This is a genomic window from Dolichospermum compactum NIES-806 (assembly GCF_002368115.1).
Taxonomy (GTDB): Bacteria; Cyanobacteriota; Cyanobacteriia; order Cyanobacteriales; family Nostocaceae; genus Dolichospermum; species Dolichospermum compactum.
This window is the reverse complement of sequence record NZ_AP018316.1, coordinates 4,210,194-4,235,295: the sequence shown is the minus strand read 5'-3', so window position 1 is coordinate 4,235,295 and position 25,102 is coordinate 4,210,194. Positions and strand designations below refer to the sequence as shown.

Genomic DNA, 25,102 nt, shown 5'->3' with positions numbered 1-25,102 from the left:
AAGCATTGTTATATCTCACAGTCTCCTGTATATTTTATCTCATCTTGGATGTATCAAAGGATTTTATGTTAGAGAAAAGACTGCCCTGGTTTGAAAGTGCTTTACAAATAAAAGGATCAGTTATTGCAGCGATTTACAAACGGGTGCTTTTGTGTGGTGCTTTTGGAGTTTTAATTTCTATATTTTATCATCTGAAAATTCCCGTTTCTCAACCAATTTTAGGTAGTGTTATTCCCAGCATCGTTTTGGGTTTGTTATTAGTATTTCGTACTAATACAGCCTATGAACGTTTTTGGGAAGGGAGAAAATGCTGGGGGGCAATAGTCAATACTATCCGTAATTTAGCTCGACAAATTTGGGTATCTATTGATGAAAAAGAACCAGAAGATAAAGAGCATAAAATCGAGGCTTTAAACTTACTTGTGGCTTTTGGAATAGCGACAAAACTACATTTACGAAGTGAACCTATAAATAGTGATTTAGAAGCATTAATGCCAGATTCTAAATACATCACTCTGAAGATTATCAATAATCCGCCTTTAGAGATTGCCTTTTGGATTAGTGATTATTTACAACACCAATATAACCGTAATTGCATTAATAGTTATCAACTGACATCTATGCAGGAACTATTAAATATATTGGTAGATAATTTAGGTTCTTGTGAACGAATTTTAAGAACACCAATGCCCTTGGCTTATGCTATTCACCTCAAACAATTATTATTGCTGTATTGCTTCTTATTGCCATTTCAAATCGTCCAGAGTCTTGACTGGTGGACTGGGTTAATTTCTGCTTTGGTTAGCTTTACGTTGTTAGGCATTGAAGCCATTGGGTTAGAAATTGAAAATCCCTTTGGTTATGACGAAAATGATTTACCTTTAGACGCAATTTGCACAACTATGAAACAAAATATTGATGATTTAATCAGCTTAACTCCTACTGTGCATAAATAATGAAATTTTAAATGGCACTGGAAATAGAAGCTATAAATGGTGATACTACCTCAACAAATGCTTGAGTATATTCATAGGGCATAACATTCTTGCCAATGATTTTGACTCCCTGACCTTGAGGTAAGCGATTCAAATAATATGCTAATCTTTCATCGGGAGTTTCTGGTTTACTTTCTTTGCTAATGCCGCGAGCTTTTTCTCCGACAACTAATAATGTACGGTGAGGAATTGAAGCAATATCATGACTATAATCCCTTTGCCAAAATCTGGCTAAAAAAGCAAATACAGCATAACGCCCATTCATATTTTTAGCATCTGATATGAGAGTGTTTAACCATTCATCATCAACGTTTTCACTGAGAGCAAATAATTTTTCAGATGAGAAAGAATGTAAAAATTTGCGGGTACGGGCATAGCGGAAAAAGGCATTACCTATGGGAGATGTAAAAATACTCCAAAGTAAGTTCTGTTGCCACTTGGGGGCATTTTTAGTAATAACTGGACGAGAGGTAGGATCAGATAATACTAACCCAGCAATTAGGTTTTTTTCCAGTTTCACTAATTCAATGGCAACTGGTAATAAAGCTCCTTGAACTACGATAATAACGGGTTGTTTGACTACAGTTTGTAAAAAGTATTGTAGCTGTTTTGCCCAGTTAATTGGTGTATGTGCTAAGGCTGGCATATCACTTTCACCACATCCCAATAAGTCGGGATTGTAGATATAATTTTGGTGATTTTTATCATACCATTCTCGGCAAAATTGTTGCCAAAATTGCCGTGATAAACCTACACCGATAGGATGAATTAAAAGTAAAGGAATGCCTGTTGCTGGAGAATTGAGAGGTTGATGAATTTCGTAAGCACAACGATAGTTTTGCCAAGAATAATACTGGGTTGGCAATGTTGTTCCGTTGCTAATTGTAGATGATGACATGATGATAATTGGGGAGGAGGACTAAAAAATTATTTGCGGGTGAATGAATTGATATCCAGCATCTTTAAGCTTTTGATTGGATACCCAGGCATTATATGGGCGGATGTTTTTATTATCTGCATCCCAAATAACTTTAGGTAAATTGTTTTTTGTCATCACATTATCAAGTAATTCTTTATTTGTGAGATGACTATCATCTACAAGATTATAAATGCCTTGTAAGCGATGCTCACGAGCAAATTCTATGGTGTTAACAATATCATCAAGATGAATCCAATTGGTGATATCTTCTCCATTTCCGGGACGAGTTGTTCCTGCGGCTCTACCAAAGATTTTTTCCAGTTCTCTACCCAGTCCATAAATCCCACCTAACCGTAAAATACAAATGCGGGTATTTTCATTGTTTGCTGATAATAATATATCTTCTGTTTTTCTGAGTAGTTGAGAATTGCGATTAGCTGGTGCTGGTGGGCTTTCTTCGTCTACCCAAACACCATTTCTATCTCCATAAATTGAATAACTACCTGTATATATAACTTGGTGAATATGAGGAAATTGGGGTAAGAGAGAAACTAGAGTTTTCGCAGTATCTACATAGGTTTCTTCATAAGAATCTGCATTTTTTGCCCCAACACTTAATAAAACAATTTCTTGATTTTTTAATACGGCTTTCAAATTTTCTAGATTATTACCTGATGTGACAATAACTCTTTGTGCTAATGTTTCTAAGGTAGGGATACGTTCTGGGCTAGTGGTAGTTGCGGTCAGCATAAAATTACTGTTTGACTGCCAATATTTGCTAACTGCACAACCTACATAACCACAGCCAATAATTGCAATGTTCATGATCATTAATAGAACTAAAATAAATTATTTTTAACAATTACCAGTCAATCGTCAATAGTACAGGAATCCAGAAGTTTTTGACTAATAAGTATTAGTTTTACTTGAAATTTTCTGCCTATTCAAATATATAATCTGAGAAGGAAGCCACATTGATCATTAAATTTTGTGAATACAGGATTCCTATTTTGTATGTAAACTTGACTTCTGGAGTCAAAGAGTAGGAAGTAGATTCTCTCACATATTATGGGTTATGGCTATATTATTAATTTTAATGGCTATGACTATGGTACTCACTGATAATCTAATTAGCAAGAAATATTACTAAGTTTTTTATGTCGTCAGTAATTTTAACTTGCCTTTTAGGTTCTGGGATTGTTTTCAGGTATGAATTATACCATCAGGCATAATGGCTCCAGCTAATTTAGCTCCAATCAATTTTACCAGCAGGCGATCGCCTGAACGAATTCTCGCTCCTGTCAAATCAGCGCCCCGCAAATCAGCACCGCTAAGATCCGCACCAATCAAATTCGCCGAGCGTAAATTGGCATCTCTTAAATCTGCTAAAAGTAAGTTAGCCCTAAATAAATTGGCTTCTGATAAATCCGCACCTCGGAGAATCACCTTGTGCATAAAGGTATCACTAAGATTAGACCCACTTAAATTTGCATAGCTCAAGTTTCTGCCTGATAAATCCCGGTTACTCAAATTAGCGCGACTAAAATCTTTACCGCTTAAATCTGAATTTGGCTTTGGTTGTTGATAAGTTGTGTGTGGTGGATAGGAGTATCTAGATGATGGTTTATCGGCTTGAGGTGGCGAAGAATAAGATGAGGTGGGCTGTTTATCCCGTAAAGAGCGCAGTTTATCACGAGCTTCATTAAATAATTTCAGCTTTTCCTGGGCTTTGTTTTGTAAGCGCAGATTGTCTTTGGGGAGACGGTCTGGATGCCAAACAAACACTAAATCTTTATAAGCCTGGTTTATTTGTTCAAGTGTAGCCCCTGGCTCTAATTCTAAGATTCTGTAGTATCGCTCCAGTTCGCTGCTCGTCATGGTGTATTAGTGAATATTAATTAATAATTTAACAAATGTTGAGTATTTGTTCATTTAGTGTTTTCTATCTTCTCCACCATCGAGTGGTAATTGAAGAAACTTGTATTTGTTAGCAAAATTTTAGGCTAAACTGTAATAGTTAATTTGTTACAAATCTTCCCAAATTGCTATATTCTGTAAACTCAGGTTTGAGTTGATTCTTAACTGAGTCAGAGTTAACACATTTGTCATTTGGACTTTTTATGTCCTTCTACCCTCAAATTAAGCAATTTTTCCTCGGTAAATCCTTACCAACGAGCGCCCATAGCGAAGAACGATTGAGCAACGCGGCAGCTTTGGCGGTTCTTTCTTCTGATGCTCTTTTCTCTGTGGCTTATGCAACAGAAGAGATTTTGCTCATTTTAGTGGCAGCAGGAAGTGGCGCTCTCGGCTTGTCTCTACCCATTGCGATCGCAATTATCGCCCTTTTAGGCATAGTTGTTCTTTCCTATCGGCAAACCATTCGCGCCTATCCTAATAGTGGTGGTTCTTACATTGTCGCTAGAGAAAATCTGGGTCTTTATCCAGGACTCGTGGCTGGTGGTTCGCTGATGATTGACTATATTTTGACTGTCACTGTCAGTATATCTGCGGGGACGGCGGCTTTAACATCAGCGATTCCTGGACTCCAATCTCACACTGTGCTGCTGTGTTTGATTTTCATTTTCTTATTAATGCTGGTAAATCTCAGAGGTGTCAAGGAATCAGGGCAGTTATTTATGATGCCGACCTTTGCCTTTATTGTGAGTATTTTTCTATTAATTGGCATTGGGCTGTTTAAATATGGAACTGGGCAAGTTCCGGCTGAATATCCTAATCTTCCTACTACGGAAGGAATAAGTTTGTTCTTCATCTTACGGGCTTTTTCCGCAGGATGTACGGCATTGACGGGGGTGGAAGCAATATCTGATGGAGTATTAGCTTTTAAAGCCCCAGAATGGAAAAATGCTCGGCTCACGCTGTTGTATTTAGGGGTGATTTTGGGATTTATGTTTGTGGGTATCACTTACTTAGCGAACATTTATCATATTGTTCCCGAAGAAGGACAAACAGTAGTTTCCCTCTTGGGTAGAGTAATTTTGGGGACAGGACCTGTTTACTATTTTCTGCAAATTGTTACCCTGTTGGTTTTGATGTTAGCTGCCAATACCAGTTACGCGGATTTTCCGAGACTGTGTTATTTTCTGGCACGAGATGGATTTTTACCCCGTCAGTTGTCCCTATTGGGCGATCGCTTGGTCTACTCCAATGGTATTATTCTCCTCAGACGAAAACCTAATTTCTGGAGATGTCTATTGAATAACTGACTTTATTCGTAATTCATAATTTTCTTCTTTCTCCTGACCACTGACCACTGACCACTGACTCTTCAAAACTTTCTTTCAAATTCAATTACAGCCCGACTATCATCAGTTAAATTAGTAGAAGAACGGACACGAAATTGATTATTTATGCGGTAATTAACCCCCCATTGTAAAGGATCATTTGCCGTGAGAATCTTAATAGTAGAAAGAGAGAACTTGGGAGAAATATCAATTCCTGCTTCCAAAGCTAATTCTAAAGATGAGTTATTTCTTCCAGCTTCTGGTCTTTCAGATAGAATGGTTGGAAATATTCGCAATTCACTTAAACCAAAAGCATCACCAATTTCATTAAATGCACCTTGGAAATTACTGAAAACAGCCGAACCGGCAATATTAATTAAACCCAGGGTACTATCACCACGTCCTTGATTATCTACAAACCCACCTCCTAGCAAGGTGACAATTTGTGTTTCTGAACGAGAAGGATTACTTTTTAACTGCAAATTATCATTAATTTGACTAGCTAAACCATTAATACTAGCTTCTACTCGCACCGTTTCTAACCCTGCTAAACCCAGAGAACCTTGTCGGCTGAGATCACTATTTTGAGTTATGTCTAGAACCTTCGCAAATAGGCGAATATTCAAATCAGGGTCACGGGGTTGACGAGGACTAAAAGTAGCAGTTTGTGGATAACCTTTTGCTAGATTTAGTTGGGTAGTAAATAAATTTACTGCCCCTTTAGTTAACTTAATAGTTCCTTCTGGTATGGGTTCAGCTAAAGAACCATTAACAGTTAGATCTCCAGAAGCTTGGAATTTGAACACTGGTGGTTTGGAAATTTGGATATTTTTGCCTAATCTTAATTTTAAATCATTTAATTTAGTAATTTTATTTTCTGTATCTAGTTGATTCAGGTTATTAATTTTCGCAGATGATGAATTTTCATCTTTAGATTCTGCTAACAATACTTGACCATTGAATAATTCTATATTACCGCCAATTATTGGTTGAAGAAGAGAACCAGTAATTGTTAAATCACCATTAGCACCTCCTTGATATAAATCTTTGAGATTTAAAGATAATTGTCTTAAATTAACCATCAAGGGAATATCTATTTGCAAATTTTTACTATTAGCAATTGGCAATTCTCCCACAGCTTCCACTTTACCATTGCTAAATTTACCTTCAAGACTTTTGATAAATACACGAGTTAAATCAAAAATTGCTTTACCATTCACATTAGTTAACTTTCCTGGTAGGGCTTGGGCGCTAAATGTAGCATTATCAAGAGAAGCAGTTCCTTTCACGAAAGGTTGTTTTCTAGTTCCTCTAACTTTTAAATCTAATTCTCCTTGTCCCTTTTCAAAAGCTATCTCATTAGTAAAGAGATTTAAAAGTGTCAACCCTTCATTTTTGATATTGACATTTAAGGTAACGTTGTCACTGTCCGATTTTTCAGAAGCAAAGGGTAAAGTATAGGGAATACTACCATCAATATTTGCAGGTTCGGACCCCACTCCTAGTACCTGACTACCAAAGTTTAAACGTCCATTAGCATAACTGAAACTAGCATTAGCTGATTCCACTGGTTTTTTATCAATTGTTCCTTCTGTAATGTTTAATTCTCCTGTAGCTTGAGGATTGGTAACACTACCTGCTATGGCTGCGTTAAGTTTTAGCTTACCTGTAATTCCCAGCGGCAGTTTCACTAAATTATTAAATCGCTGAATGGGAAAGTTTTCAACTGTTAATTTACCTGATTGGGTTTTACCACTAACGTAACCTGTAAAGGCAATTAACTTGTTTTCTGATTGAATTCTTAAAGGTTGTAACCGTAAAGTTCCTTCTGTAAAACCACCTTCAGCTATGATTTTTTCGGCACGATAAAAGCGACTTGGTTCTGTTGGGTTCCCCCAGGTAAAATTTTGTCCTTGGAGGTTAAATTTTATTCTTGGTTCGTCCGTTGTAGCAGTATTAATGAAGATGTTACCATTCAAAATCCCCTTTAAGTCTCTTAATTCTGGGATAGGTTGAGTATCTAATCGTTTTTGTTTTTGACTAGTTAGCAGGGCATCAATTTCTGATAATCGTTGTATTTGGTTAAATAGAGACTCTAATGGTAAGCCTTGAGAGTAAGTGGTTAAATCCGCAGACTTGCCGTATATAGGTGGGTTTAAACCCCGCTGGAAGTCTTGAATATCAAAGATTTGTGCTGTGGTGAGAATGTCTTGAATATTGCCTTTGTCAATCTTGATATTTGCTCGCACTTGCGGTTTTTTTGTCCAGGGTTTGATATTGGCAGCAAAAGTATATCTACTTTCACCTTTGCGAAGTTCGCTATCACTGAGGATGAATGTGTTGTTATTGTAGCGTAGTTGGGTTGTAAAGCGATCGCCTTTAATTCTCCCCAGTTCCGGTTTGTCAATGGCTATATTTCCCGCTGTAGCCCATGTCTGCGAATTAATTTGCAAATTCCCTGTTAATAATCCTCTCACCCCTCCTGGACTTAAAGGAGTATTTGCTGGTAAAGCTATATTTAAAGCTTTTAAAGGGAAATTAGTCACATTTACATTCCAATTAGATCCTATTGCTGCACCTGATAACAATGCTTTTTGCCACTGAACTAAAAAGGATTTGGGGCGATTATTACCATCTAAATTAACTGCAATACGTTCCTTTGCACCAGCAACATATAAACTCAACCCCTGTCCTGACAAAGAATTTAAGTTACCAGTCAAGAATGGCTCAAAAGCAAATTCCTGAACTTTTAAATTGCGTAACCCTACCTTAGCTGTAATATTTGGAGCAGTGGGTTTTCCCGTCACCCGTCCGCTAAAATCCAATCTGCCAGCAATATCAACAATATCAGGTAGTTGTACTGGCAGGCCTTCCAGACTATAATTTTTTGCCTGGATATTCAAATTAACATCAGTAATTTCTGGAATACCCGATTTTTTCGCATTAGCTAATAAATAACCCTTTATAGCGAGCGCCGTTGAACTATTAGCTTGAAAATTGGCACTATTATAACCATCAATAGTTAGCTTTTCTCCATTCCAGCCAATATCAGCTTGAATAGGTGCATTAATACTTGCTAAACCTTGACTCAACCGCACCTGACCAACAGCAGCCACATCTGCTAATGTGGGAGCAGCTAAAGTTCCCGATACTTGCAACTTTCCTGCCAACTGTCCTTTTAACTGCCGATTAAAAGGCTTTAATTGCAAACCTGAAGTAGCTAATAATGCTTGATAATTACCATTATTCAGTTGAATCTCAGAAGCTGTAACTATACCATTAGGTAATTTTAGATAGCCTTTCCCTTCTCCTTGAATAGTTTCTGGTTGGAATGATTCCACCGAACCCGCTACTTGCAATTGACCAGTGATCATTCCCTGAATTTCTGGGCGCATTCCCTGCGCCCCTACGAGTTTTGTTAAATGTATATTATCAGCTTGAATTTTCGCCTGATAGCGACCTTCTGCTACTTTAATATTAGCAGCTTTAATTGTCCTTCCACCTATAGATAGAAAGGCTTCACCGATTCCAGAAAAGGTTTTTAGACTGAAATTTTCCCTGTTACTTGTAATCATAAAATTACCTGATAGGGGATTATTTAAAATTGGGTTAGCTTGTTTAACAATTGTTGCTAACCGTAAGTCTTTTCCTTGCAACAAAGCGGTAAAATTTTGGTTATTTAATTGGATTTGGGAAATATTGACTGTGCCACCTGCAATGTTGACATTGGCATTTTCAGGAATAATTGTTTCTATTTGAAATGGCGAGGAATTTCCTGATAAACGCAACCTACCGTTAAATTCTGCCCCAGCCAAAGCAATATTTTCCTGCTGTTTTTGGTCAACAAAAGATGTTAATTGGATTTTACTAGCTTGAGTTAAAGCTTGCCAACGCTTGCTATCATAACTATAAGTACCACTACCAGTAACTATACCGCCGCCAACCTTGGCAACTATATCACTAAAGGAAACTGTGCGATCGCTATGAATAATACTTGTCCCCGTTGCTGGGTATTTGGCTTGAGGAGCTTGCCATTTAACCACAGTTTGGGTATTAGTAGCCACACCCTTCAATTCTGCGCTGGCTGTCATTAGTCCAATGGGGAATCCCGTTTTGATATTATATACTTGAGCGATCGCATCCCCAGGCACATTTTCGGCTTGTAATTGCAAATTCAGTGCCGATACTTTACCAAGTTTAATTATCCCCCCACCCTTAACCTCACCTCCATAGGTAGTTTTACCTTGAATATCTGTAATTTTCAGAAGAGATTGACTACTAATAAGCTCAAATTTACTACTAACTTTCCCAAAATCAACTTTATCAATTTGGGCAGTTTTTAACGTCCTCACATTCCCAGACAATACAGGTTGAGAAGTTCTCCCTACTATCTGTAAATCAGCTTGAGCTATGCCACTCACCGGAAATGGTAACTTTACCTTGAGCGTTGTTTGGGCATTAGCCAAACTTACCGCATTTACACGTCCTTTTAAATTAAACCCTGCTTGCTGATCAATAATACCCGATGCTGTTAACGGAATCTTTCCGTAATTTGTGACTATATGATCTAATTTAATTAACAATCCATCAAAACTGAGATTTCCCTGACTATTATTGAGCAATTGGGGTAGATTGGGAATTTGCACCGTCACCCCTTCTAAAGCCGCATTGCCATAAAGTAAAGTTTTCTGCTTTGGTATCACCTTAATTCGCAAATCACCATTAACCTTACCAGTTTGTAAAATCAGTGGTAAAGTTACAATCCGGGTAATATCTGCGGCTAAAAGATTTTGAGCTTTGAGTCGAAAATCTCCCGCTAAAGTTTTCTCAGGAATTAAATCGCCAACAATGGCAATATCACCCCCACTGACAGCCTTACCAGCCAAGTCTAATTTAATGAGGCGATTTTTATCTAAGAAAAGTTGAGCCGTGCCATTAACCCCAGAAAATCCCACAGGGACTGGTAAAGAAATTTTTGCCCCTTCAGTAACTTTCGGCACTAATACCAAATTTGCATCCCGAAACCGCAATTTATCTAAATCGGTTTTAATCAGTCCTGCCTCAGCAGGTGGAGCGATAGTAGTCGTTAACCAGCTTCCCTGCCTATCCTGCTCAACATAAACATCTGGATTAATTAAAGTTACATCTAATCGAAGATTGCGGTTAATAACTAACTTCCAAATATCAAATTCTACATCTACTGCTTTGACATTTACCCGATCTGGATCTGTTGGTGTAGCGGGAATCTCCGAAGCGGCAAACTGAACACCAGTCAGGGAAAAGGATTTAACTGCTCCCAATTTCACTGGACGATTGAGAGTATTAGTAAGACCTTGGGTTGCTAATGGTACTAAATCATGATCAACAAAACCCTTTAATCTCCAAACACCACCAGTAATTCCTAATAATAACAAAGCACCTATACCTAAGCCAGCACGACCAATTATCGTCCACCATAGACGATTAATCCCAGAATTAACGGGGCGAGAATTTTGACTAGGAGAGTTAGACATAGGTTTGCACGCTTTGATTACCAGATATCTAGCAAAACACTAATTACTGAAACCGGATAAGCCTCAAGGTTATCCACAGCACTAGAAACATAAATGAATATTGACATAATTTTAGGTCTAACTCTTAGAGTATAACGGGATAAGTGCGAAAATAAAAACTTTGGTTTTGGTAGAATTTGCAAATTATGCCTTTTGGTCTATGCCTAACTTTCAATAATCTCACAAAAATTATTGGATATCTCTATGAATATATAGTATTGAACTTTAAGATAAATTAGAGAACTGAATCAAAGGATAGACAATGCGTGTTTTTGTACTAATGTTCAATGCTGGCACTGATAATGAGGGGATTCACAGCATTCGGATTAGCAATGCTCAAGGGATAGAAGGGAATAAAATCCTCATGTTTGAGTCAGAGGATGATGCCACCCGCTTTGCTTTAATGTTAGAAGCACAGGATTTTGCTGTCCCGACAGTGGAAATGATGAATGCTGATGATGTTAAGGAATTTTGCGAAAGCACTGGCTATCTCTGGGAAATTGTGGCGGAAAATAACGAATTAGTATTGCCACCAGAAACGAATGTCAAACAAACTGATTGGCAACCTGAACCAGAAATAGAGGATACTGATGAAGACTTTTTGTCTTACAGTCCACCTGCGCCAGAAATTGCTAATTCTGATTTAGACAGTATTCGACGCAAACTGGAAGGTTTATTATAATTAGTTATTAGTCATTGGTCATTATGGGTAAATAAAAACTGACGACTGACAACTGACAACTAACAACTGACAACTGACACAAAATATATGACAAATTTTCAGGAACGCGGGCATTTACTCACCGAACAAGTTAATCCCAATAGTCTCAATTTAGACCAGCTTAACTCCTTGGAATTAGTGGAGTTATTTAATAGCGAAGACCAAAAAGCAGTAGCAGCAGTAGCAGCGGCGAAGGTGCAGTTAGCAGCAGCTATTGATTGCACAGCAGAAAGGCTACGTCAAGGCGGACGTTTATTTTATGTAGGTGCAGGGACGAGTGGGAGATTAGGAGTATTGGATGCTGCTGAGTGTCCACCGACTTTCTGCACTTCCCCAGAATTGGTACAAGGGATTATTGCTGGTGGTGCGGGAGCATTAGTCCGCAGTTCTGAGGATTTGGAAGATCGGTCTGAAGATGGGGAAAGTGCGATCGCTCAACGACAAATTACCCAATTGGATGTAGTCGTCGGTATTACTGCTGGAGGAACAACTCCTTTTGTTCACGGTGCCATTAATGCAGCGCGTCAACGGGGAGCTAAGACTATTTTTATCGCCTGTGTTCCCGCCGAACAAGTTAGCATTGAAGCTGATATTGATATTCGGTTGTTGACAGGGCCAGAAGTTTTAGCTGGTTCTACTCGCTTGAAAGCAGGAACAGTCACAAAATTAGTCTTGAATACTCTCTCGACGGGGGTAATGGTGAAACTAGGTAAGGTCTATGGGAATCGCATGGTTGATGTTGCTGTCACTAATCAAAAATTACGCGATCGCGCTTTACGGATTTTACAAGACCTCACTGGTTTAAGTCGAGAAGCCGCTGGTTTTTTACTAGAACATAGCGGTAAATGGGTTAAATTAGCATTATTAATGCACTGGACTGGTTTAGACCAAGAAGCAGGTAAACAACTATTAGCAGCCCATCACAGTAATCTCCGACTAGCTGTAAACAGCTACAATCAGAATACTTAATTACTAAAACTGCTCACATCAAAAAACAAAATTAAAAATGGGTAATTGATAATTACTTATTGTTTCTTGTAACATTAAAATAAGCGTTATTACTGAACTATTACAGTAGATAAAATGAGTATATAATATTATAATACAATAGGATTATTGAGTAAATAAAACAGATGGTTAATTGCATACCGCGGTATCAATGTGAGACCTTTTAATATTTACTAGTACAGCACGGCGTAAATAAATCAACCATTCTTAATCGCCAAAAAGCTTGCCCAATATTGGTTTTGACTTTTGACTTTACTGGTACAGATGTGCTAGTTGATAAAGCGATCGCCGAAAAACTCTATGATCCCCTTTTACAACTGGCACGCAACTCTTTTGATCATGGGATTGAATCCCCAGAAATTTGGATAGCGTTCGCGGAGCGTCCCGGAGGGAACTGGCTCTGCTGCAAGCAGTTCATCTTTTTTGTGGAGTTCTCTTACTGTCTCTAACTTAATGGTATGGAGAATTTTCTGCAATTTTGTATTTTGAATGAGGGTGACAGCTAGTGAAGCTATGGTATATTTGAGGGTGGTGCAGCCGTGAATATGGCTAAAATTAGGTCTACTACTATAAAATTTTAAGCGAATGGCGTAAGCCTGAGAATTTGTTTAGACACACTCACTAACTCGATGACAGGCAAAAACGCAAGACAGAATGCATTTCTGCGGTTGGTGTCCAGTAAGGTCGAAGTTTCCGAGTCAGCATCTCGCTACTTGTTGCTTCCTGGTAAAGAAATGGTAATTGGACGTGACCCCATCTGCCAAATTGTCTTGGATGCCGTAATATACCGGATGGTATCTCGTCGTCATGCGGTACTTCGTCCCCTTTCTTTAGCGACTGATAACGGTTATAGCTGGGTAATTTGTGATTTAAATAGTGCCAATGGCACTTTTTTAAATGGAGAACGCTTGAAAGGATGTCAAGAATTACATTTAGGCGATCGCATTTCCCTGGGTACTGATGGACCACAATTTATTTTTGAGTACGAAGTTGTTGCTCAAAAAACAATGATCAATGTCAGTAAAGCGACAGTATTATCATCTGTTAATTATCAACATCTGTCATCAAAGCAAGATTCTGTAAGCTTCACACAATTATTTCCCATTATCTCTACTGGTAAGGATCTCACTCGCAAGGCCTACCTGATCCCAGGAATCTTAACAGTAGTTTTCGTGGTATTAATGTTTGCTACTGTAGGTCATCCCCAAGCCAATCAAGTAATTGTGGGATCTTACATCGCTTTTGCTGCTTACTATTTTGTTTATCAATTGTGTGGTAAATCTAAGCCTTGGTGGGTACTCATGGCTGCCGCACTGAGTACAATATTAATTTTACTGAGTCCTCTTTTAGATTTATTTATCACAGTTTTCCGCGATATCTTACCTGGGACTTTGGATGCGACATCTCCAGATGGGATTACCTTCACCGAATTATTAGTGCGGATGTTTTTTGGTGCAGGGTTAATGGAGGAACTCCTGAAAATACTACCAGTATTAGGAGCATATTGGATTGGCAAGTCCCTCCGATCACCCTGGCGAGAACGGATTGGGGTTTGGGAACCGCTGGATGGTATTCTCTTGGGTACAGCTTCCGCTGTGGGTTTTACTTTACTAGAAACTCTTGGTCAATATGTACCCTTAATTTCCCAAAATTCTGGTCAATTAGTCGGTTTACAGCTACTCATTCCCCGCATTTTAGGTTCTGTGGCTGGACACATGGCTTACAGTGGCTATTTAGGCTATTTTGTTGGTTTGGCTGTGTTAAAACCCCTCAAAGGCAAGCAAATCCTCACGGTGGGTTATTTGAGCGCTTCTGCACTCCACGCTTTATGGAATGCAACGGGCGCTATTAATGCTTTGTTTTTGGTAGTAGTCGGTGTTTTATCTTATGCATTTCTGATGGCAGCAATTCTGAAAGCACGGGTATTATCACCCACAAGGTCAGAAAACTTTGCTACCCGGTTTCTTGATCCAAAATAGCAGGAATCAAGGAGTCAGGAGTCAGGAGTCAGAAACAAGGAAGGGAGAAGGAAGAAGGAAGAAAGAATTAAAATTGGCTGGGTGTATGACTTTTTCTGTGAACTATTGATTTCATTGGAGTAGATACCGCTTAAGAATCAGATTTTGAGAGATGTTGGAGGGCATAATCAGCGATCGCTAAAGTAATTTTGGCCTGTTCTATTTCTGATAAATTTGCCCAATCCCGATGTTCAAAATCTCTAATTGTCGATGTTAATGTGTGTGCTTCAATACTTCGCATTGCATAAGCAAAAGGACGAGCTAAAACCAACAGATCATCTACTTCCCAACTAGGTAGTAAAGCTTGTACACATTCCACTAATTTCTCACTAGCGGATTGTTCAAGCATAGAAACTTCAGCAGCTTTTTGAGCAATCGCAGTGAGTAAACCGCTAGGAATAACTGAAAAAGCGTTCTGCAAGACTTCCTGAAGATAATTAACAGTATTTTTACTACTGTTATTTTCCAGAACAGCAACCTGATCCCACATTGTATCTAGATGTTGATAAAAATTGTCGGTACTGATCCTCAGTTCTGCATCGGAAAAATCTTGCAACCCAAACTGTAGTTCTATATTATGAAAATAATCTTCTGAAGATTCATCAGCCAAATTCCAGGGATAAGCAGCATCTTCAGGTGCTAAAAGTGCTTCTATAAATTCTAAATCTACATTTGATGGGGCAATATTCAAAATATTTAAATCATTAATGTGGGTTTTCATTTTCTTCTCACTATTAATTTATAGGTTCTATTGACAGCTACAATCTCAAAAATTGAATTTCCGCAAAATACAGCAAGAGTCAAGAAGTCAGGAGTCAGGAGTCAGGGGGAAGAAGAAAGAAGGAGTAAAACTGGCTTTCTATCTGGCTTTGAATTTAGATTCTGTAAGTAGGTGAACACAATAAAACCAAACTGTGTAAAGAAACGTAAAATCGCTGAAACCTTCTTCACTCTTGTCTCTTGCCTTGCTATAACGACTATTTTCAACGCCAACCTACTTACCTCATTGTTAATTATCAACTGGTTTTTATGAGTGACTTTTGGGGGTAGGTACGGGGGTGCTGCCCCTAGGGATGGAATCCTCTCGAATAAATTCCCAAATTTCACCTTTAGAACTCCCAAACATTAACTGCATTCCTGAAGTTAAAGGTACTTCTTCCCGGAGAATTTGTTGCCAACCATTAGGGCTTAAATACCAGGTTGTCCCATAGGTAGAGAAATCCTGTAGGTAATAAGTGGTCATGGATGTAGTTTCTTTGAGAGTCTTTCGACATAAAATTTCTGCGTGGTGTCTAGAAATATAAATTTCGGGGATGATAATATCATTCTCCTTTGTGCGACCGATGCGGGTGACTCCAGAACGTAATGGCCAAGTTTTGCCTCCTGGTGTGAGCGATCGCAAATAAGCTGTATTAACGGGGGTAACTAGGTCAGAAATCGCCGTATTGGGTAGTTCTGTGACTCCTTCATCCACATCTTTAATCAGTTCTCCATCAAAATCAGGATGGAGGTAGAGAACTGGTAATGTCCAAGCTGGTTGATTAAATTTATACAGTGTCAATAGTTCTTGTCTAGCGGTTGCCACTGCTTCATCAATTAATTTACGCGATCGCAAACTGAAAGCAAAGGTTTGAATAAAACTATGACTTTCGGCATCAGCAATTTCATCACGCATCCCCAATACCGCTGGCACACCATGACGAATCAACACCTCAGCCAAACTACTAGCCAGTATAGCCTTGTGATCAACTGCTGCTGGTTGCGCTCCCCAACAGGCGTTAAAAACTCCCAATTTTATGCCTGTTCGTGTTAAAACCTGAGCTAATTCTATGCCATTAATTCTGAGTTCATTTCCTAAAAATAATGAGCCTCCATCTGGATCTGGTAATCCATGACCAGCATAAAAAAACACATTATAAACTTTAGTTTCTAACTCCTGAATTAACTCTGCCTTTGTCGGTTGGATCAGGGTTTTTACTGTACAAGGTGCGTATCCAGCGGCAGTTTTGCCCCCAGGATGACCTTCTAACAATGTCTTTTTTAGTAAAGACGCTTCCTGATCTAGTTGTAATTTATGATTATGTCCTAACACCAGCAGAATATTTACCGCCCGGTCAGTCCGCAATTCTGGTAATGGTTCAACTGCGCTGATGGTACGACTAAATAAAACATCTTGGGAAAGAGATATGGCGGATTGTCCAACTTCCCGCTGCATAATTTCCCAGGGGAGGGCAATTAGATCAGGATCACGAATTTCTAACCGAAAGCGTAATTGAGTCTTTTGACCCATAGCCATACCCCGACTCCGTTCCCAGCTACTCAAAATCGCCCCATCAAATATCCATCCCCAGAGATTGATGCCTAATGATTGCATCAGACGACTACTATAAGGACTGGTACTTTGACCTTCAGCGGGTGAAATTACAGTTAATGGCAAAGTATTGACTGATGAAGAAATTGCATTAGAAGGAATATCCAGGGGACTATGACCAGCAAACATTTGTTGCCATTCTTGCCAAACTTGATTAAGTTCAGGGGAGAAAACACAATCACGGAGAACATAACCACTAGGATATGGTGCTTTGACTACCCAAATAGCGAAGTGATCTGTGCCAGTATTTACTAGACGGGCGATCGCTATACTCGCCGAAGGCATTGCCAAATTCGGGCTAGACATGGATTTGGTCATTGGTCATTGGTCATTGGTCATTGGTCATTGGTCATTGGTCATTGGTCATTGGTCATTGGTCATTGGTCATTGGTCATTGGTCATTGGTCATTGGTCATTGGTCATTGGTCATTGGGAAAATTTCTACCTGTTCCCTGTTTCCTGCTCACAAATGCTAGGTTGATCTGATTGTAAAATAGAGATGTCCTTGACTAAATCTTGCAGTTCAGAAAATTTCAGTTGTACTATTTTAGGAGTTGCTGATGCCGGACTGGATTTTTCACAGACCCGCAACCGCACATCTGGATTATCCACAGCATTAGGATTATCTTTTTTCTCTATAACTTGGAAAAAACTTTCAGCAGGGAAAGTTTGCCTATTTAAGATTATGGAATTATTAGCTTGAATTACCCAACTAGGAGCAAGATTTTCTAAACTTCTTTGTGCCGTCAAAGTTGGTGGTTTACCTGTAGAAAATGGAGAGGGAGAAGAAATTACTGTTGGTGACTTAATTTGGAGTTTAAACCAATATCCCAACAAACCAGATGATAATGTTAACCCTAAAAGAATAAACAACTGTAATGGTAATTGGGAAAGTCTAGCAGTCTTGCGTTCAGAAATAACTTGAGTTTTCGGACTATTAATAAAACTCTGTCCATTGGCTGTATCATCACCTGTCGAGTATAATTCTGTATCAGGTAAAAGATGAGAAATATCCGCTGTAATTATCGTCTCTGGTTCAGAGTATTCAACATGATAATGTACTAAGGCAATAGTGGCATTATCATGTCCATTTTTAGTATTAGCAATTTCTATTAATCTTTGGGCAACATCTTCTATACTTGTTTTTCCAGAGAGAAGAGGTAATATTTCAGTTTCCCAAGATTCTTCCACTCTATCAAAATCACTCAACCCATCGGATGTGAGTAAGAAAACAGCATCTTCATCAACAATAAAACGTTGAGATGTGGGGTGTAGCGAGGTACTTTTACCCATTCCCAATGCCTGAACTAATGAACCAGAACCACTGTGTTCTAAAGCTTCTCTGTAGAGAGCATAGCCTAAACGGACTTCACGGGATGCAACATCATCATCTAAGGTAACTTGATGACAACCATGATTAGTAATCCAATAGGCACGACTATCACCGACATGGGCAATATACATTTCATGGGCAATAGGTAAAGCCATAACAATAGTTGTTCCCATGCGTTGTCGCCCTTGACGGTGTTCGTTATCGTTACGCTGGCTGATTTTGTCATTAGCTGTGGCTACTGCCAGTTCTAAGTCCGAAAGTAGTAAAGCGGGATCTATATTTTCGGTGGGAACTGAAGTCAGTTCTTTGACTTGTTTATAAATAGTTTCAATTGCCAGGTTGGAAGCCACGTTACCGCCTTCATGTCCACCAATACCATCACAAACAATAGCTAGGGTGTTCTCCTGCGGTGGTTTCGTGATTAAAGTGTCCCCGGCAGGATAACAAGCATCTTCGTTACGGGGGCGGCTGGGTCCTGGGTCTGTTTTAGTATAGATTTTAATTGTGGTTGTTTGAGATTGTGCTAATTGACTCAATCCCTGGTCTAAAATTTTAATTAATTGACTCGATGAGTTAATTTCTCCTTTAATTAACCAATCACATACTTGTTGCACAAATGGAGCAATATTTGGTTTAGTAGTTGGTAGTAACTGCTGCCAAAATTCTCCTAGTTGGGGTAATGTTGGCGAATTTTTATCATCGAACCGTAATTCTAATAAGCGGATTAGTACACCTTCTACTCTTAATACAGAATTATCTAAAAGGCTAGATGCTACTCCTTCAATAACTAGGGGTTGCCACAAATTAGCTAATTGCCATAGCCAATGAATTTGACGCATTGATGAGGCTTGACTCCAAGCATCGTCTAAGCTTTTACATAAATTAACTTGAGTAATGTTTGCATTAACTATTAATGGTGGTTTTTCTAATAGTAGTATCTCTGTTTTAGTCTGCTCATTACTTAAATTGAGGATTCCATAAACTTGTGGGATATGGAGACGATAGGTGATGAGTTTGAGGTAGGGTCTAATTTTTTCTAAATCATCTAATTCAGGTATTTCGGGCAATACACCAGGTTTAATATCTAAAAGTATGGATTTATCAATGACTAAATAACGAGCGCCCGCATCGTTTAAAATAGACCCATGACAATGACTAAAATCACTGCCCACAGCCCAAAGATAACGCTTTGGCAAGGGAGTGGAACACTGCTGGCAAAATTTGTGGGTGAGGGGATTAGCCGATTGACAATATTCATTTGGGCAGCAGAGCGTTACCGCATCATTTTCCATAGTTTTCCCACCGATTCTGCAATTAGCATTTTTTTTAACAGTATTTGGTAGCAATGGTTACTACCGCGCATATTTTTAGCAACCCACAAACTTATCATAACTTTTATTGTTGTGGGAATATGTAGCAATAGCAGAACTAATCTTCAATCTGTCACTAAAACTTGACATAGCCGGCGAATTATCTTCGCCAGGACTAAGTAAATATGTACTATTCTATTGGTTGTTACTAGTTGCTACTTGGGGTAGTCCCATACTGTAGTTAGTAACCCGACTGGAGAGATTATAGCTAATTTCACCTTTTTGGAGGAGCGATCGCAGATAATGCTCCAAATCTGAACCAATACGGCGTAAGTTATAATCTGTCAGATCCTCGCCACTAGATGCTTCTACCAGTTGATCAAACTGGCGATAAACTTTTTGCAAAGCATCTTCATTCCAGTTGAACTCGTTGTCTGGATCAATATCCAATGTCAAGACTTGATTACTTGGAATCAGGTCATCTTTGTCCATTTCAGCCGCAAAAATGCGAACATGACGGGTTGTGGACTTGAGCAGCATCAGGTTATCCATAAATTTGGGTGTAAGAATTTAGCTGAATTACACTGCAATCATTTTAACTGCTATGTTTGAGCTTACAGCAGAAATGAATGAGAAAGTCACTGAATCTACGAGTTTGCAGTTCGGAGTTCGGAGTTCGGAGTTCGGAGTTCGGAGTCAGGAGTTCAGGAGTTTAGGAGTTTAGGAGTTTAGGAGTTTAGGAGTTTAGGAAGAAGGAAGGAGAAAGAGAGGTGTTTGGGTTTTGATTTCCACTTTGTATCTCATTTATCTGCCATCTGTTGTAATTTTGCTGTTGGTCTTGCTTCATGGATGTGATTATTCACAAAAAATTTCCTGATTTCTTGACTGATTCTGATTTTTTCTCATGTAAATATACTCAGCTTGTAGTGACTTTAATGAATTTTCCTACAATTATGAATTGCATTTATCAAAGGAGCGTCTTCAGTAAAAATGCTTAAGTATTACTAGGGAATAAAAGTAAAAAAAATAATATTTCTTGACGTTTTTAACAAGTTGATGTAAAAACCTTTATCAAGGGCAATCAACTCTTTACAAAAACTTCATGGTATAACATCTCAAAAATCGAATAATAGTTTATGGCTAAGATATGCCATAACTAGTAAAGAAACATCAAAAAATAGTAAAATCTAACTGAAAAAAGACAGGGGGAGTAAAATAGAATGCCAGTTTTATGGATAAGGAGAAATTCTGATCTGTAAAAACTTTGGATTCACAAAAGTATAAAGAAAGTATAAGGAATTTTTCTGAAGATTTAGTCCCTAATCCGTATAAACACTGAGTGAAGGAATCCTCAAAACTATGAACTCCAAAGCATTACCACGTCAAATAAATAATCCCGAAGTAGGTGTTTATGACTGTGAAATTCACCTCAAATTTCGTCTGATTGAGGAAAAGAGTTTGTTAAGTGATCGTGAGCAACTGTTGCAAGTATTACTAGAAGCTTTAACAGAAGGATCTGACGATTTTTTAGAAACCTTACAAGCATCAGTTAAAGCCCAGGAGATTTCGGAGTTTAAAGCCTCTCCACAAATGCGCCGTCAACTGATGCGGTTACGCAATTTCGCTGATGCCATACAATAGTATTCAGTGTAATTACTTATAGTAGCCTATCTAATTTAGGGTTTTCAAGATTAAGTTTTAAAAGTCTGCCTCTACCTATTTTCCCCAATAATAAGTTTGCTTGTAAACGTAAAACTACGTCTACAATATTTGCGTCTTCGTACTGGCAAGCTAGGAAAATTAGTAGTAAAAATATGCAACATTATGTTACTATTTCGGCAGCCAAGTTATCTAGGTGCATTTTACCATTTTTTTACCAAGTAACTCTAATCACTAGTAGATGTAGTTTACTTAGCTAGACCATGTTCTAGAGCAAAACGAACTAACTCGGTGCGACTATTAGTACCAGTTTTACTAAATAATCGGCTGACATACTTCTCGACATTGCGGACGCTTGTTTCTAAGCGACGGGCAATTTCCTTATTCATTAGTCCTTCTGCTACCAAATTTAAAACACTTTGCTCTCTAGGAGTCAAATCTATTTTAAACGGGGCTGGAGATTGGGATATCGCACTCCTGTGAGTTAATAGTATTCTAATTTGAGCGATTTGATTAGCCAAATCGGCAAGATTTGGGGTGTCGCTGTCTTCCCCGGTAGTGGGAGTTTGGGCGCTGCGACGCGCTAGTAAGTTTTCAACTATGGCGACTAATTCATCAGGATCGAATGGTTTAGGTAAATACGCATCAACACCTGCATGATAGCCTTGAATGCGATCGCCTGTCATGCCCTTAGCAGTTAAAAATACCACTGGTAAGGCTTGGAAACGGGGGTCATCTCGCATTTGCTTGAGGAACTGATAGCCATCCACCTGGGGCATCATAATATCAGAAATGACCAAATCAGCTGTGTTCTCTTGCATCCAGTTCCAACCTTCACGGGCATTACTGGCAGTTTGAACCCTAAAACCGCTTTCTTGTAAGTATTCTTTGACGGCTTCCCGCAATCCTGGTTCGTCATCTACCAGTAACAATTGTGCTGACATTGAAAATTCCTATTAAGTGTACCTTGATCTAATCTAGCGAAATTTGGTGAGTCTTGACTACTAAGGGACTTCCAATTAAAAAAATACCCAAAAATTTCTTGTGGTGCGGGACGAATTGCCAGCTAATCATCAAGGACGGGCAGGATGCCCATCCCACAAAATTGGGTAATTTATTTTTTGGTGTTCCCTAAGGGACTTCCAATTAAAAAAATCCCCAAAAGTTTCTTGTGGTGCGGGCATCTTGCCCGCTAATTACCAAGGACGGGCAGGATGCCCATCCCACAAAATTGGGTAATTTATTTTTTGGTGTTCCCTAAGACAGGGAAAAAACAATGCACAATGTACAATACTACGTTACTATACTCAGTATAGTAAAAAATTCTAAAAGAGAGAACCTCGTGATAGCATTCCCAGTCAGAGGCTTGGAACAAGATAACGAGATATATATCGCCAAACTTAATTATCATTTTAAAGTTTCTAAACCAATCAATTTTGTAGGGGCCAACCCCCTGTGGTTGCTACAAATACCGGGGTAGGCACGGGGGCGCTACCCCTACAATCCAAATCTTTTATATAATTAGTTTTGCCTGCGTACTTAATAAATGTCAGTAAGGAAATGGGTAAAGTTTATCTTGTTGGTGCAGGTCCTGGAGATGTAGAATATTTAACCGTTAAAGCCTATCGGCTGTTAGCATCTGCCCAGGTATTGGTTTATGATGCTTTAGTTGATAGTCAATTATTAGATTGTGTTCCTGTTGATTGCCTAAAAATAGATGTTGGTAAACGCGGAGGTAAACCCAGCACTTCCCAAACTGAAATCAACGCTTTATTGGTAAAATATTGTTTAGAAAAGAAACGAGTTATTCGACTAAAATCGGGAGATCCTTTCATATTTGGGCGTTGTATTTTAGAAATTGTGGCTTTAAAAAATGCAGGTTGTGAATTTGAAATCATTCCGGGAATTTCTTCTGCATTAGCTGCACCATTATTGGCAGGAATTCCGCTCACAGATAACGTTCTTAGTCGTTGCTTTGCAGTTTGTACAGCCCATGAACCAGAAACTTTAAACTGGGAAGCATTAGCAAGCTTAGAAACCTTAGTAATTTTGATGGGGGGAAAAAATTTACCAGACATAATCCATCAACTGATAAAATATAGGAAATCTCATTCTACACCAATTGCTATTATCCGTTGGGCTGGAACACCCAGTCAAGAAATCTGGACAGGAGAACTGGGAAATATCCTCGAACAAACCGCCGGCTTATCTCTCTCTCCCGCAGTTATAGTTATTGGTGAAGTTGTCCGATTACGGGATTACCTGTAAGGGATTTCCATTTGTAAAATTGTAGGTTGGGTAGAACAAAGTGAAACCCAACCAAGTTGAGGAAATGTTTGGGTATTAGAACAAATTAAAACCCAAACAAATTGATGAACTATTGGGGTAAAGGAAATGTTGGGTTTCATTCTTCAACCCAACCTACGAATACTCTTTTGCGCGAAACCTAAAATTATTACTGTCACAAATTGAATGTCAACCGTGAATTACAATCTTTCTCCCCTTGCTGGTAAAACTATTTTAGTTACCCGTTCTGTGGGACAATCAAATCAATTTAGCGATCGCTTAACCGGAGCAGGTGCTAATGTGATAGAAATGCCAGCTTTAGAAATTGGACCCCCTAGCAGTTGGGACGCTTTAGATCAGGCAATTTTGCATTTATCAACTTTTAATTGGCTAATTCTCACTTCTAGTAATGGTGTAGAATACTTTTTCGATAGATTAGAAAAATCCGGTCAAGATAAAAATGCTTTAGCTGGTGTGAAAATTGCTGTTGTTGGGGAAAAAACAGCCCAAAGTTTACAAAAACAAAATATCCAAGCTGATTTTATCCCTCCTAACTTTATTGCTGATTCCTTAGTGGAAAACTTTCCCGAATCACTAATAGGTAAAAAGATATTATTTCCTAGAGTTGAAAGTGGTGGCAGAGAAGTATTAGTAAAGGAATTAACAGCCAAAGGTGCAGAAGTAATTGAAGTTCCCGCTTATGAATCTTGCTCTCCTCAAAGTATCCCTCCTGCGGCTGAATATGCTTTAGTTAATAATACTGTAGATATTATTACCTTTGCCAGTTCTAAAACAGTGCTATTTTTCTCGCAATTAACAGCACATATATTTACATACAATCCCGAAAATTTAGCCAGAGTTTGCATAGCGTCTATTGGTCCCCAAACTTCAAAAACTTGTCAAACTGTATTTGGGAGAGTAGATATTGAAGCGGAAGAATATACTTTAGAAGGTTTAACAAATGCCATAATTAAATTTTCTCATAACTAATGACTAAGAATTTAATTGGTTTAACTGGTGGAATTGCAACAGGGAAAAGTACAGTTGCTAATTATTTAGCGACAACTTACAATTTGCCGATTTTAGATGCAGATATTTATGCGAGAGACGCGGTATCTGTAGGTTCTCCTATTTTGTCACAAATTGCTGAAAAATATGGTAGAGAAATCATATTAAATGATGGTAATTTAAATAGAGCTAAATTAGGAGAAATTATTTTCAATCAACCGGAAGAACGTTATTGGGTAGAAAGGGTAATTCATCCTTATGTAAGAAATTGTTTTGCTAAAGCTATTAAAGAATCATCTGCAAATACTTTAATTTTAGTGATTCCTTTATTATTTGAAGCTAATTTAGAAAATCTAGTTAATCAAATTTGGGTGGTATCTTGTTCCCCACAACAGCAACAACAGCGATTAATAGAACGGAATAATTTAACACCAGAACAAGCAGCAGCGAGAATTAATAGTCAATTACCTATTGTGGAAAAAATCGCTCGTGCTGATGTGGTTTTAGATAATTCTGCTAATTTAGAATCACTTTTACAACAGATAGATAAAGTTTTGTTGCAAGATTCAACATTTTTAGAAATAAAATAGGAGTAATAAATTTGAGATCATTGCTGTTTTATACAATCCAAGGTAAAGTATGATGGAAAATGTATTAGGATGTCAGTTTAATGAATTTCT

18 protein-coding genes are annotated in these 25,102 nt (G+C 38.4%); 9 read left to right on the top strand and 9 right to left on the bottom strand.

Features of this window, described 5'->3' with window-relative positions:
* Positions 1–65 precede the first annotated feature (65 nt).
* Complete coding sequence (locus tag CA730_RS19605; protein ID WP_096669841.1) at positions 66–956, top strand: bestrophin family protein; 891 nt, start codon at positions 66–68, stop codon at positions 954–956.
* A 7-nt stretch (positions 957–963) separates the two neighbouring features.
* On the opposite strand, the gene CA730_RS19600 is transcribed toward CA730_RS19605, so the two are convergent.
* From CA730_RS19600 to CA730_RS19590, 3 genes are all read right to left on the bottom strand, one after another.
* Complete coding sequence (locus CA730_RS19600) at positions 964–1,893, bottom strand: alpha/beta fold hydrolase (protein WP_096669839.1); 930 nt, start codon at positions 1,891–1,893, stop codon at positions 964–966.
* 21 nt (positions 1,894–1,914) lie between these two features.
* The gene (locus tag CA730_RS19595; protein ID WP_096671662.1) at positions 1,915–2,739 is read right to left on the bottom strand and encodes an NAD-dependent epimerase/dehydratase family protein; all 825 of its coding nucleotides are present in this window, start codon (positions 2,737–2,739) and stop codon (positions 1,915–1,917) included.
* 378 nt (positions 2,740–3,117) lie between these two features.
* Positions 3,118–3,792, bottom strand: coding sequence for a pentapeptide repeat-containing protein (locus CA730_RS19590; protein WP_096669837.1), 675 nt, complete (start codon positions 3,790–3,792; stop codon positions 3,118–3,120).
* Positions 3,793–4,034: 242 nt separating this feature from the next.
* Between CA730_RS19590 and CA730_RS19585 the strand changes: the two genes are divergently transcribed.
* Positions 4,035–5,138: an APC family permease gene (locus CA730_RS19585; protein WP_231939890.1), complete on the top strand. Its 1,104-nt coding sequence runs from the start codon at positions 4,035–4,037 to the stop codon at positions 5,136–5,138.
* Between the two features lie 62 nt (positions 5,139–5,200).
* Here CA730_RS19585 and CA730_RS19580 read toward each other — a convergent pair whose 3' ends face one another.
* A complete protein-coding gene (locus CA730_RS19580) occupies positions 5,201–10,669 on the bottom strand; it encodes a translocation/assembly module TamB domain-containing protein (RefSeq protein ID WP_096669835.1) in 5,469 nt (1,822 codons plus the stop codon).
* Positions 10,670–10,970: 301 nt separating this feature from the next.
* Between CA730_RS19580 and CA730_RS19575 the strand changes: the two genes are divergently transcribed.
* From CA730_RS19575 to CA730_RS19565, 3 genes are all read left to right on the top strand, one after another.
* Positions 10,971–11,390: a DUF3110 domain-containing protein gene (locus CA730_RS19575; protein WP_027400778.1), complete on the top strand. Its 420-nt coding sequence runs from the start codon at positions 10,971–10,973 to the stop codon at positions 11,388–11,390.
* Positions 11,391–11,477: 87 nt separating this feature from the next.
* Positions 11,478–12,398, top strand: a complete 921-nt coding sequence (murQ, locus tag CA730_RS19570) for an N-acetylmuramic acid 6-phosphate etherase (RefSeq protein WP_096669833.1) — start codon at positions 11,478–11,480, stop codon at positions 12,396–12,398.
* A 668-nt stretch (positions 12,399–13,066) separates the two neighbouring features.
* Positions 13,067–14,416, top strand: a complete 1,350-nt coding sequence (locus CA730_RS19565) for a PrsW family glutamic-type intramembrane protease (protein ID WP_096669831.1) — start codon at positions 13,067–13,069, stop codon at positions 14,414–14,416.
* A 130-nt stretch (positions 14,417–14,546) separates the two neighbouring features.
* Here the strand turns inward: CA730_RS19565 and CA730_RS19560 are convergent, their stop codons facing one another.
* The 4 genes from CA730_RS19560 to ndhM all read right to left on the bottom strand — a co-directional run bounded on the left by CA730_RS19560 (position 14,547) and on the right by ndhM (position 20,021).
* Positions 14,547–15,176, bottom strand: a complete 630-nt coding sequence (locus CA730_RS19560; protein WP_096669829.1) for a hypothetical protein — start codon at positions 15,174–15,176, stop codon at positions 14,547–14,549.
* Between the two features lie 306 nt (positions 15,177–15,482).
* Positions 15,483–17,111 carry a CHAT domain-containing protein gene (locus CA730_RS19555; protein ID WP_096669827.1) on the bottom strand — a complete coding sequence of 543 codons (1,629 nt, stop codon included), beginning with the start codon at positions 17,109–17,111 and terminating at the stop codon, positions 15,483–15,485.
* Positions 17,112–17,267: 156 nt separating this feature from the next.
* A complete protein-coding gene (locus CA730_RS19550; protein ID WP_096669825.1) occupies positions 17,268–19,451 on the bottom strand; it encodes a PP2C family protein-serine/threonine phosphatase in 2,184 nt (727 codons plus the stop codon).
* Positions 19,452–19,664: 213 nt separating this feature from the next.
* Entirely contained in the window at positions 19,665–20,021 is a 357-nt protein-coding gene (ndhM, locus tag CA730_RS19545) for an NAD(P)H-quinone oxidoreductase subunit M (RefSeq protein ID WP_096669823.1), read from the bottom strand.
* 807 nt (positions 20,022–20,828) lie between these two features.
* Here ndhM and CA730_RS19540 point away from each other — a divergent pair.
* The gene (locus tag CA730_RS19540) at positions 20,829–21,110 is read left to right on the top strand and encodes an Npun_R1517 family heterocyst differentiation transcriptional regulator (RefSeq protein ID WP_096669821.1); all 282 of its coding nucleotides are present in this window, start codon (positions 20,829–20,831) and stop codon (positions 21,108–21,110) included.
* Between the two features lie 266 nt (positions 21,111–21,376).
* On the opposite strand, the gene CA730_RS19535 is transcribed toward CA730_RS19540, so the two are convergent.
* Positions 21,377–22,072 carry a response regulator transcription factor gene (locus CA730_RS19535; protein WP_096669819.1) on the bottom strand — a complete coding sequence of 232 codons (696 nt, stop codon included), beginning with the start codon at positions 22,070–22,072 and terminating at the stop codon, positions 21,377–21,379.
* 583 nt (positions 22,073–22,655) lie between these two features.
* Between CA730_RS19535 and cobA the strand changes: the two genes are divergently transcribed.
* The 3 genes from cobA to coaE all read left to right on the top strand — a co-directional run bounded on the left by cobA (position 22,656) and on the right by coaE (position 25,012).
* Complete coding sequence (cobA, locus tag CA730_RS19525; protein WP_407919747.1) at positions 22,656–23,396, top strand: uroporphyrinogen-III C-methyltransferase; 741 nt, start codon at positions 22,656–22,658, stop codon at positions 23,394–23,396.
* Positions 23,397–23,600: 204 nt separating this feature from the next.
* Positions 23,601–24,404, top strand: a complete 804-nt coding sequence (locus CA730_RS19520; protein WP_231939889.1) for a uroporphyrinogen-III synthase — start codon at positions 23,601–23,603, stop codon at positions 24,402–24,404.
* Positions 24,404–25,012, top strand: coding sequence for a dephospho-CoA kinase (gene coaE, locus CA730_RS19515; RefSeq protein ID WP_096669813.1), 609 nt, complete (start codon positions 24,404–24,406; stop codon positions 25,010–25,012). The genes CA730_RS19520 and coaE overlap by 1 nt, the downstream gene beginning before the upstream one ends.
* The last annotated feature ends 90 nt before the right edge of the window (positions 25,013–25,102 follow it).

Excerpts from the sequence above, each read along its gene's own strand:
- CA730_RS19580 (WP_096669835.1), bottom strand. The coding sequence starts at position 10,669 with ATGTCTAACTCTCCTAGTCAAAATTCTCGCCCCGTTAATTCTGGGATT.
- CA730_RS19605 (WP_096669841.1), top strand. The coding sequence starts at position 66 with ATGTTAGAGAAAAGACTGCCCTGGTTTGAAAGTGCTTTACAAATAAAA.
- coaE (WP_096669813.1), top strand. The coding sequence starts at position 24,404 with ATGACTAAGAATTTAATTGGTTTAACTGGTGGAATTGCAACAGGGAAA.
- CA730_RS19555 (WP_096669827.1), bottom strand. The coding sequence starts at position 17,111 with ATGCCTTCGGCGAGTATAGCGATCGCCCGTCTAGTAAATACTGGCACA.
- ndhM (WP_096669823.1), bottom strand. The coding sequence starts at position 20,021 with ATGGATAACCTGATGCTGCTCAAGTCCACAACCCGTCATGTTCGCATT.
- CA730_RS19540 (WP_096669821.1), top strand. The coding sequence starts at position 20,829 with ATGAACTCCAAAGCATTACCACGTCAAATAAATAATCCCGAAGTAGGT.
- CA730_RS19600 (WP_096669839.1), bottom strand. The coding sequence starts at position 1,893 with ATGTCATCATCTACAATTAGCAACGGAACAACATTGCCAACCCAGTAT.
- CA730_RS19560 (WP_096669829.1), bottom strand. The coding sequence starts at position 15,176 with ATGAAAACCCACATTAATGATTTAAATATTTTGAATATTGCCCCATCA.
- CA730_RS19590 (WP_096669837.1), bottom strand. The coding sequence starts at position 3,792 with ATGACGAGCAGCGAACTGGAGCGATACTACAGAATCTTAGAATTAGAG.
- CA730_RS19535 (WP_096669819.1), bottom strand. The coding sequence starts at position 22,072 with ATGTCAGCACAATTGTTACTGGTAGATGACGAACCAGGATTGCGGGAA.
- CA730_RS19520 (WP_231939889.1), top strand. The coding sequence starts at position 23,601 with ATGTCAACCGTGAATTACAATCTTTCTCCCCTTGCTGGTAAAACTATT.
- murQ (WP_096669833.1), top strand. The coding sequence starts at position 11,478 with ATGACAAATTTTCAGGAACGCGGGCATTTACTCACCGAACAAGTTAAT.
- CA730_RS19565 (WP_096669831.1), top strand. The coding sequence starts at position 13,067 with ATGACAGGCAAAAACGCAAGACAGAATGCATTTCTGCGGTTGGTGTCC.
- CA730_RS19585 (WP_231939890.1), top strand. The coding sequence starts at position 4,035 with ATGTCCTTCTACCCTCAAATTAAGCAATTTTTCCTCGGTAAATCCTTA.
- CA730_RS19550 (WP_096669825.1), bottom strand. The coding sequence starts at position 19,451 with ATGGAAAATGATGCGGTAACGCTCTGCTGCCCAAATGAATATTGTCAA.
- CA730_RS19595 (WP_096671662.1), bottom strand. The coding sequence starts at position 2,739 with ATGAACATTGCAATTATTGGCTGTGGTTATGTAGGTTGTGCAGTTAGC.
- CA730_RS19575 (WP_027400778.1), top strand. The coding sequence starts at position 10,971 with ATGCGTGTTTTTGTACTAATGTTCAATGCTGGCACTGATAATGAGGGG.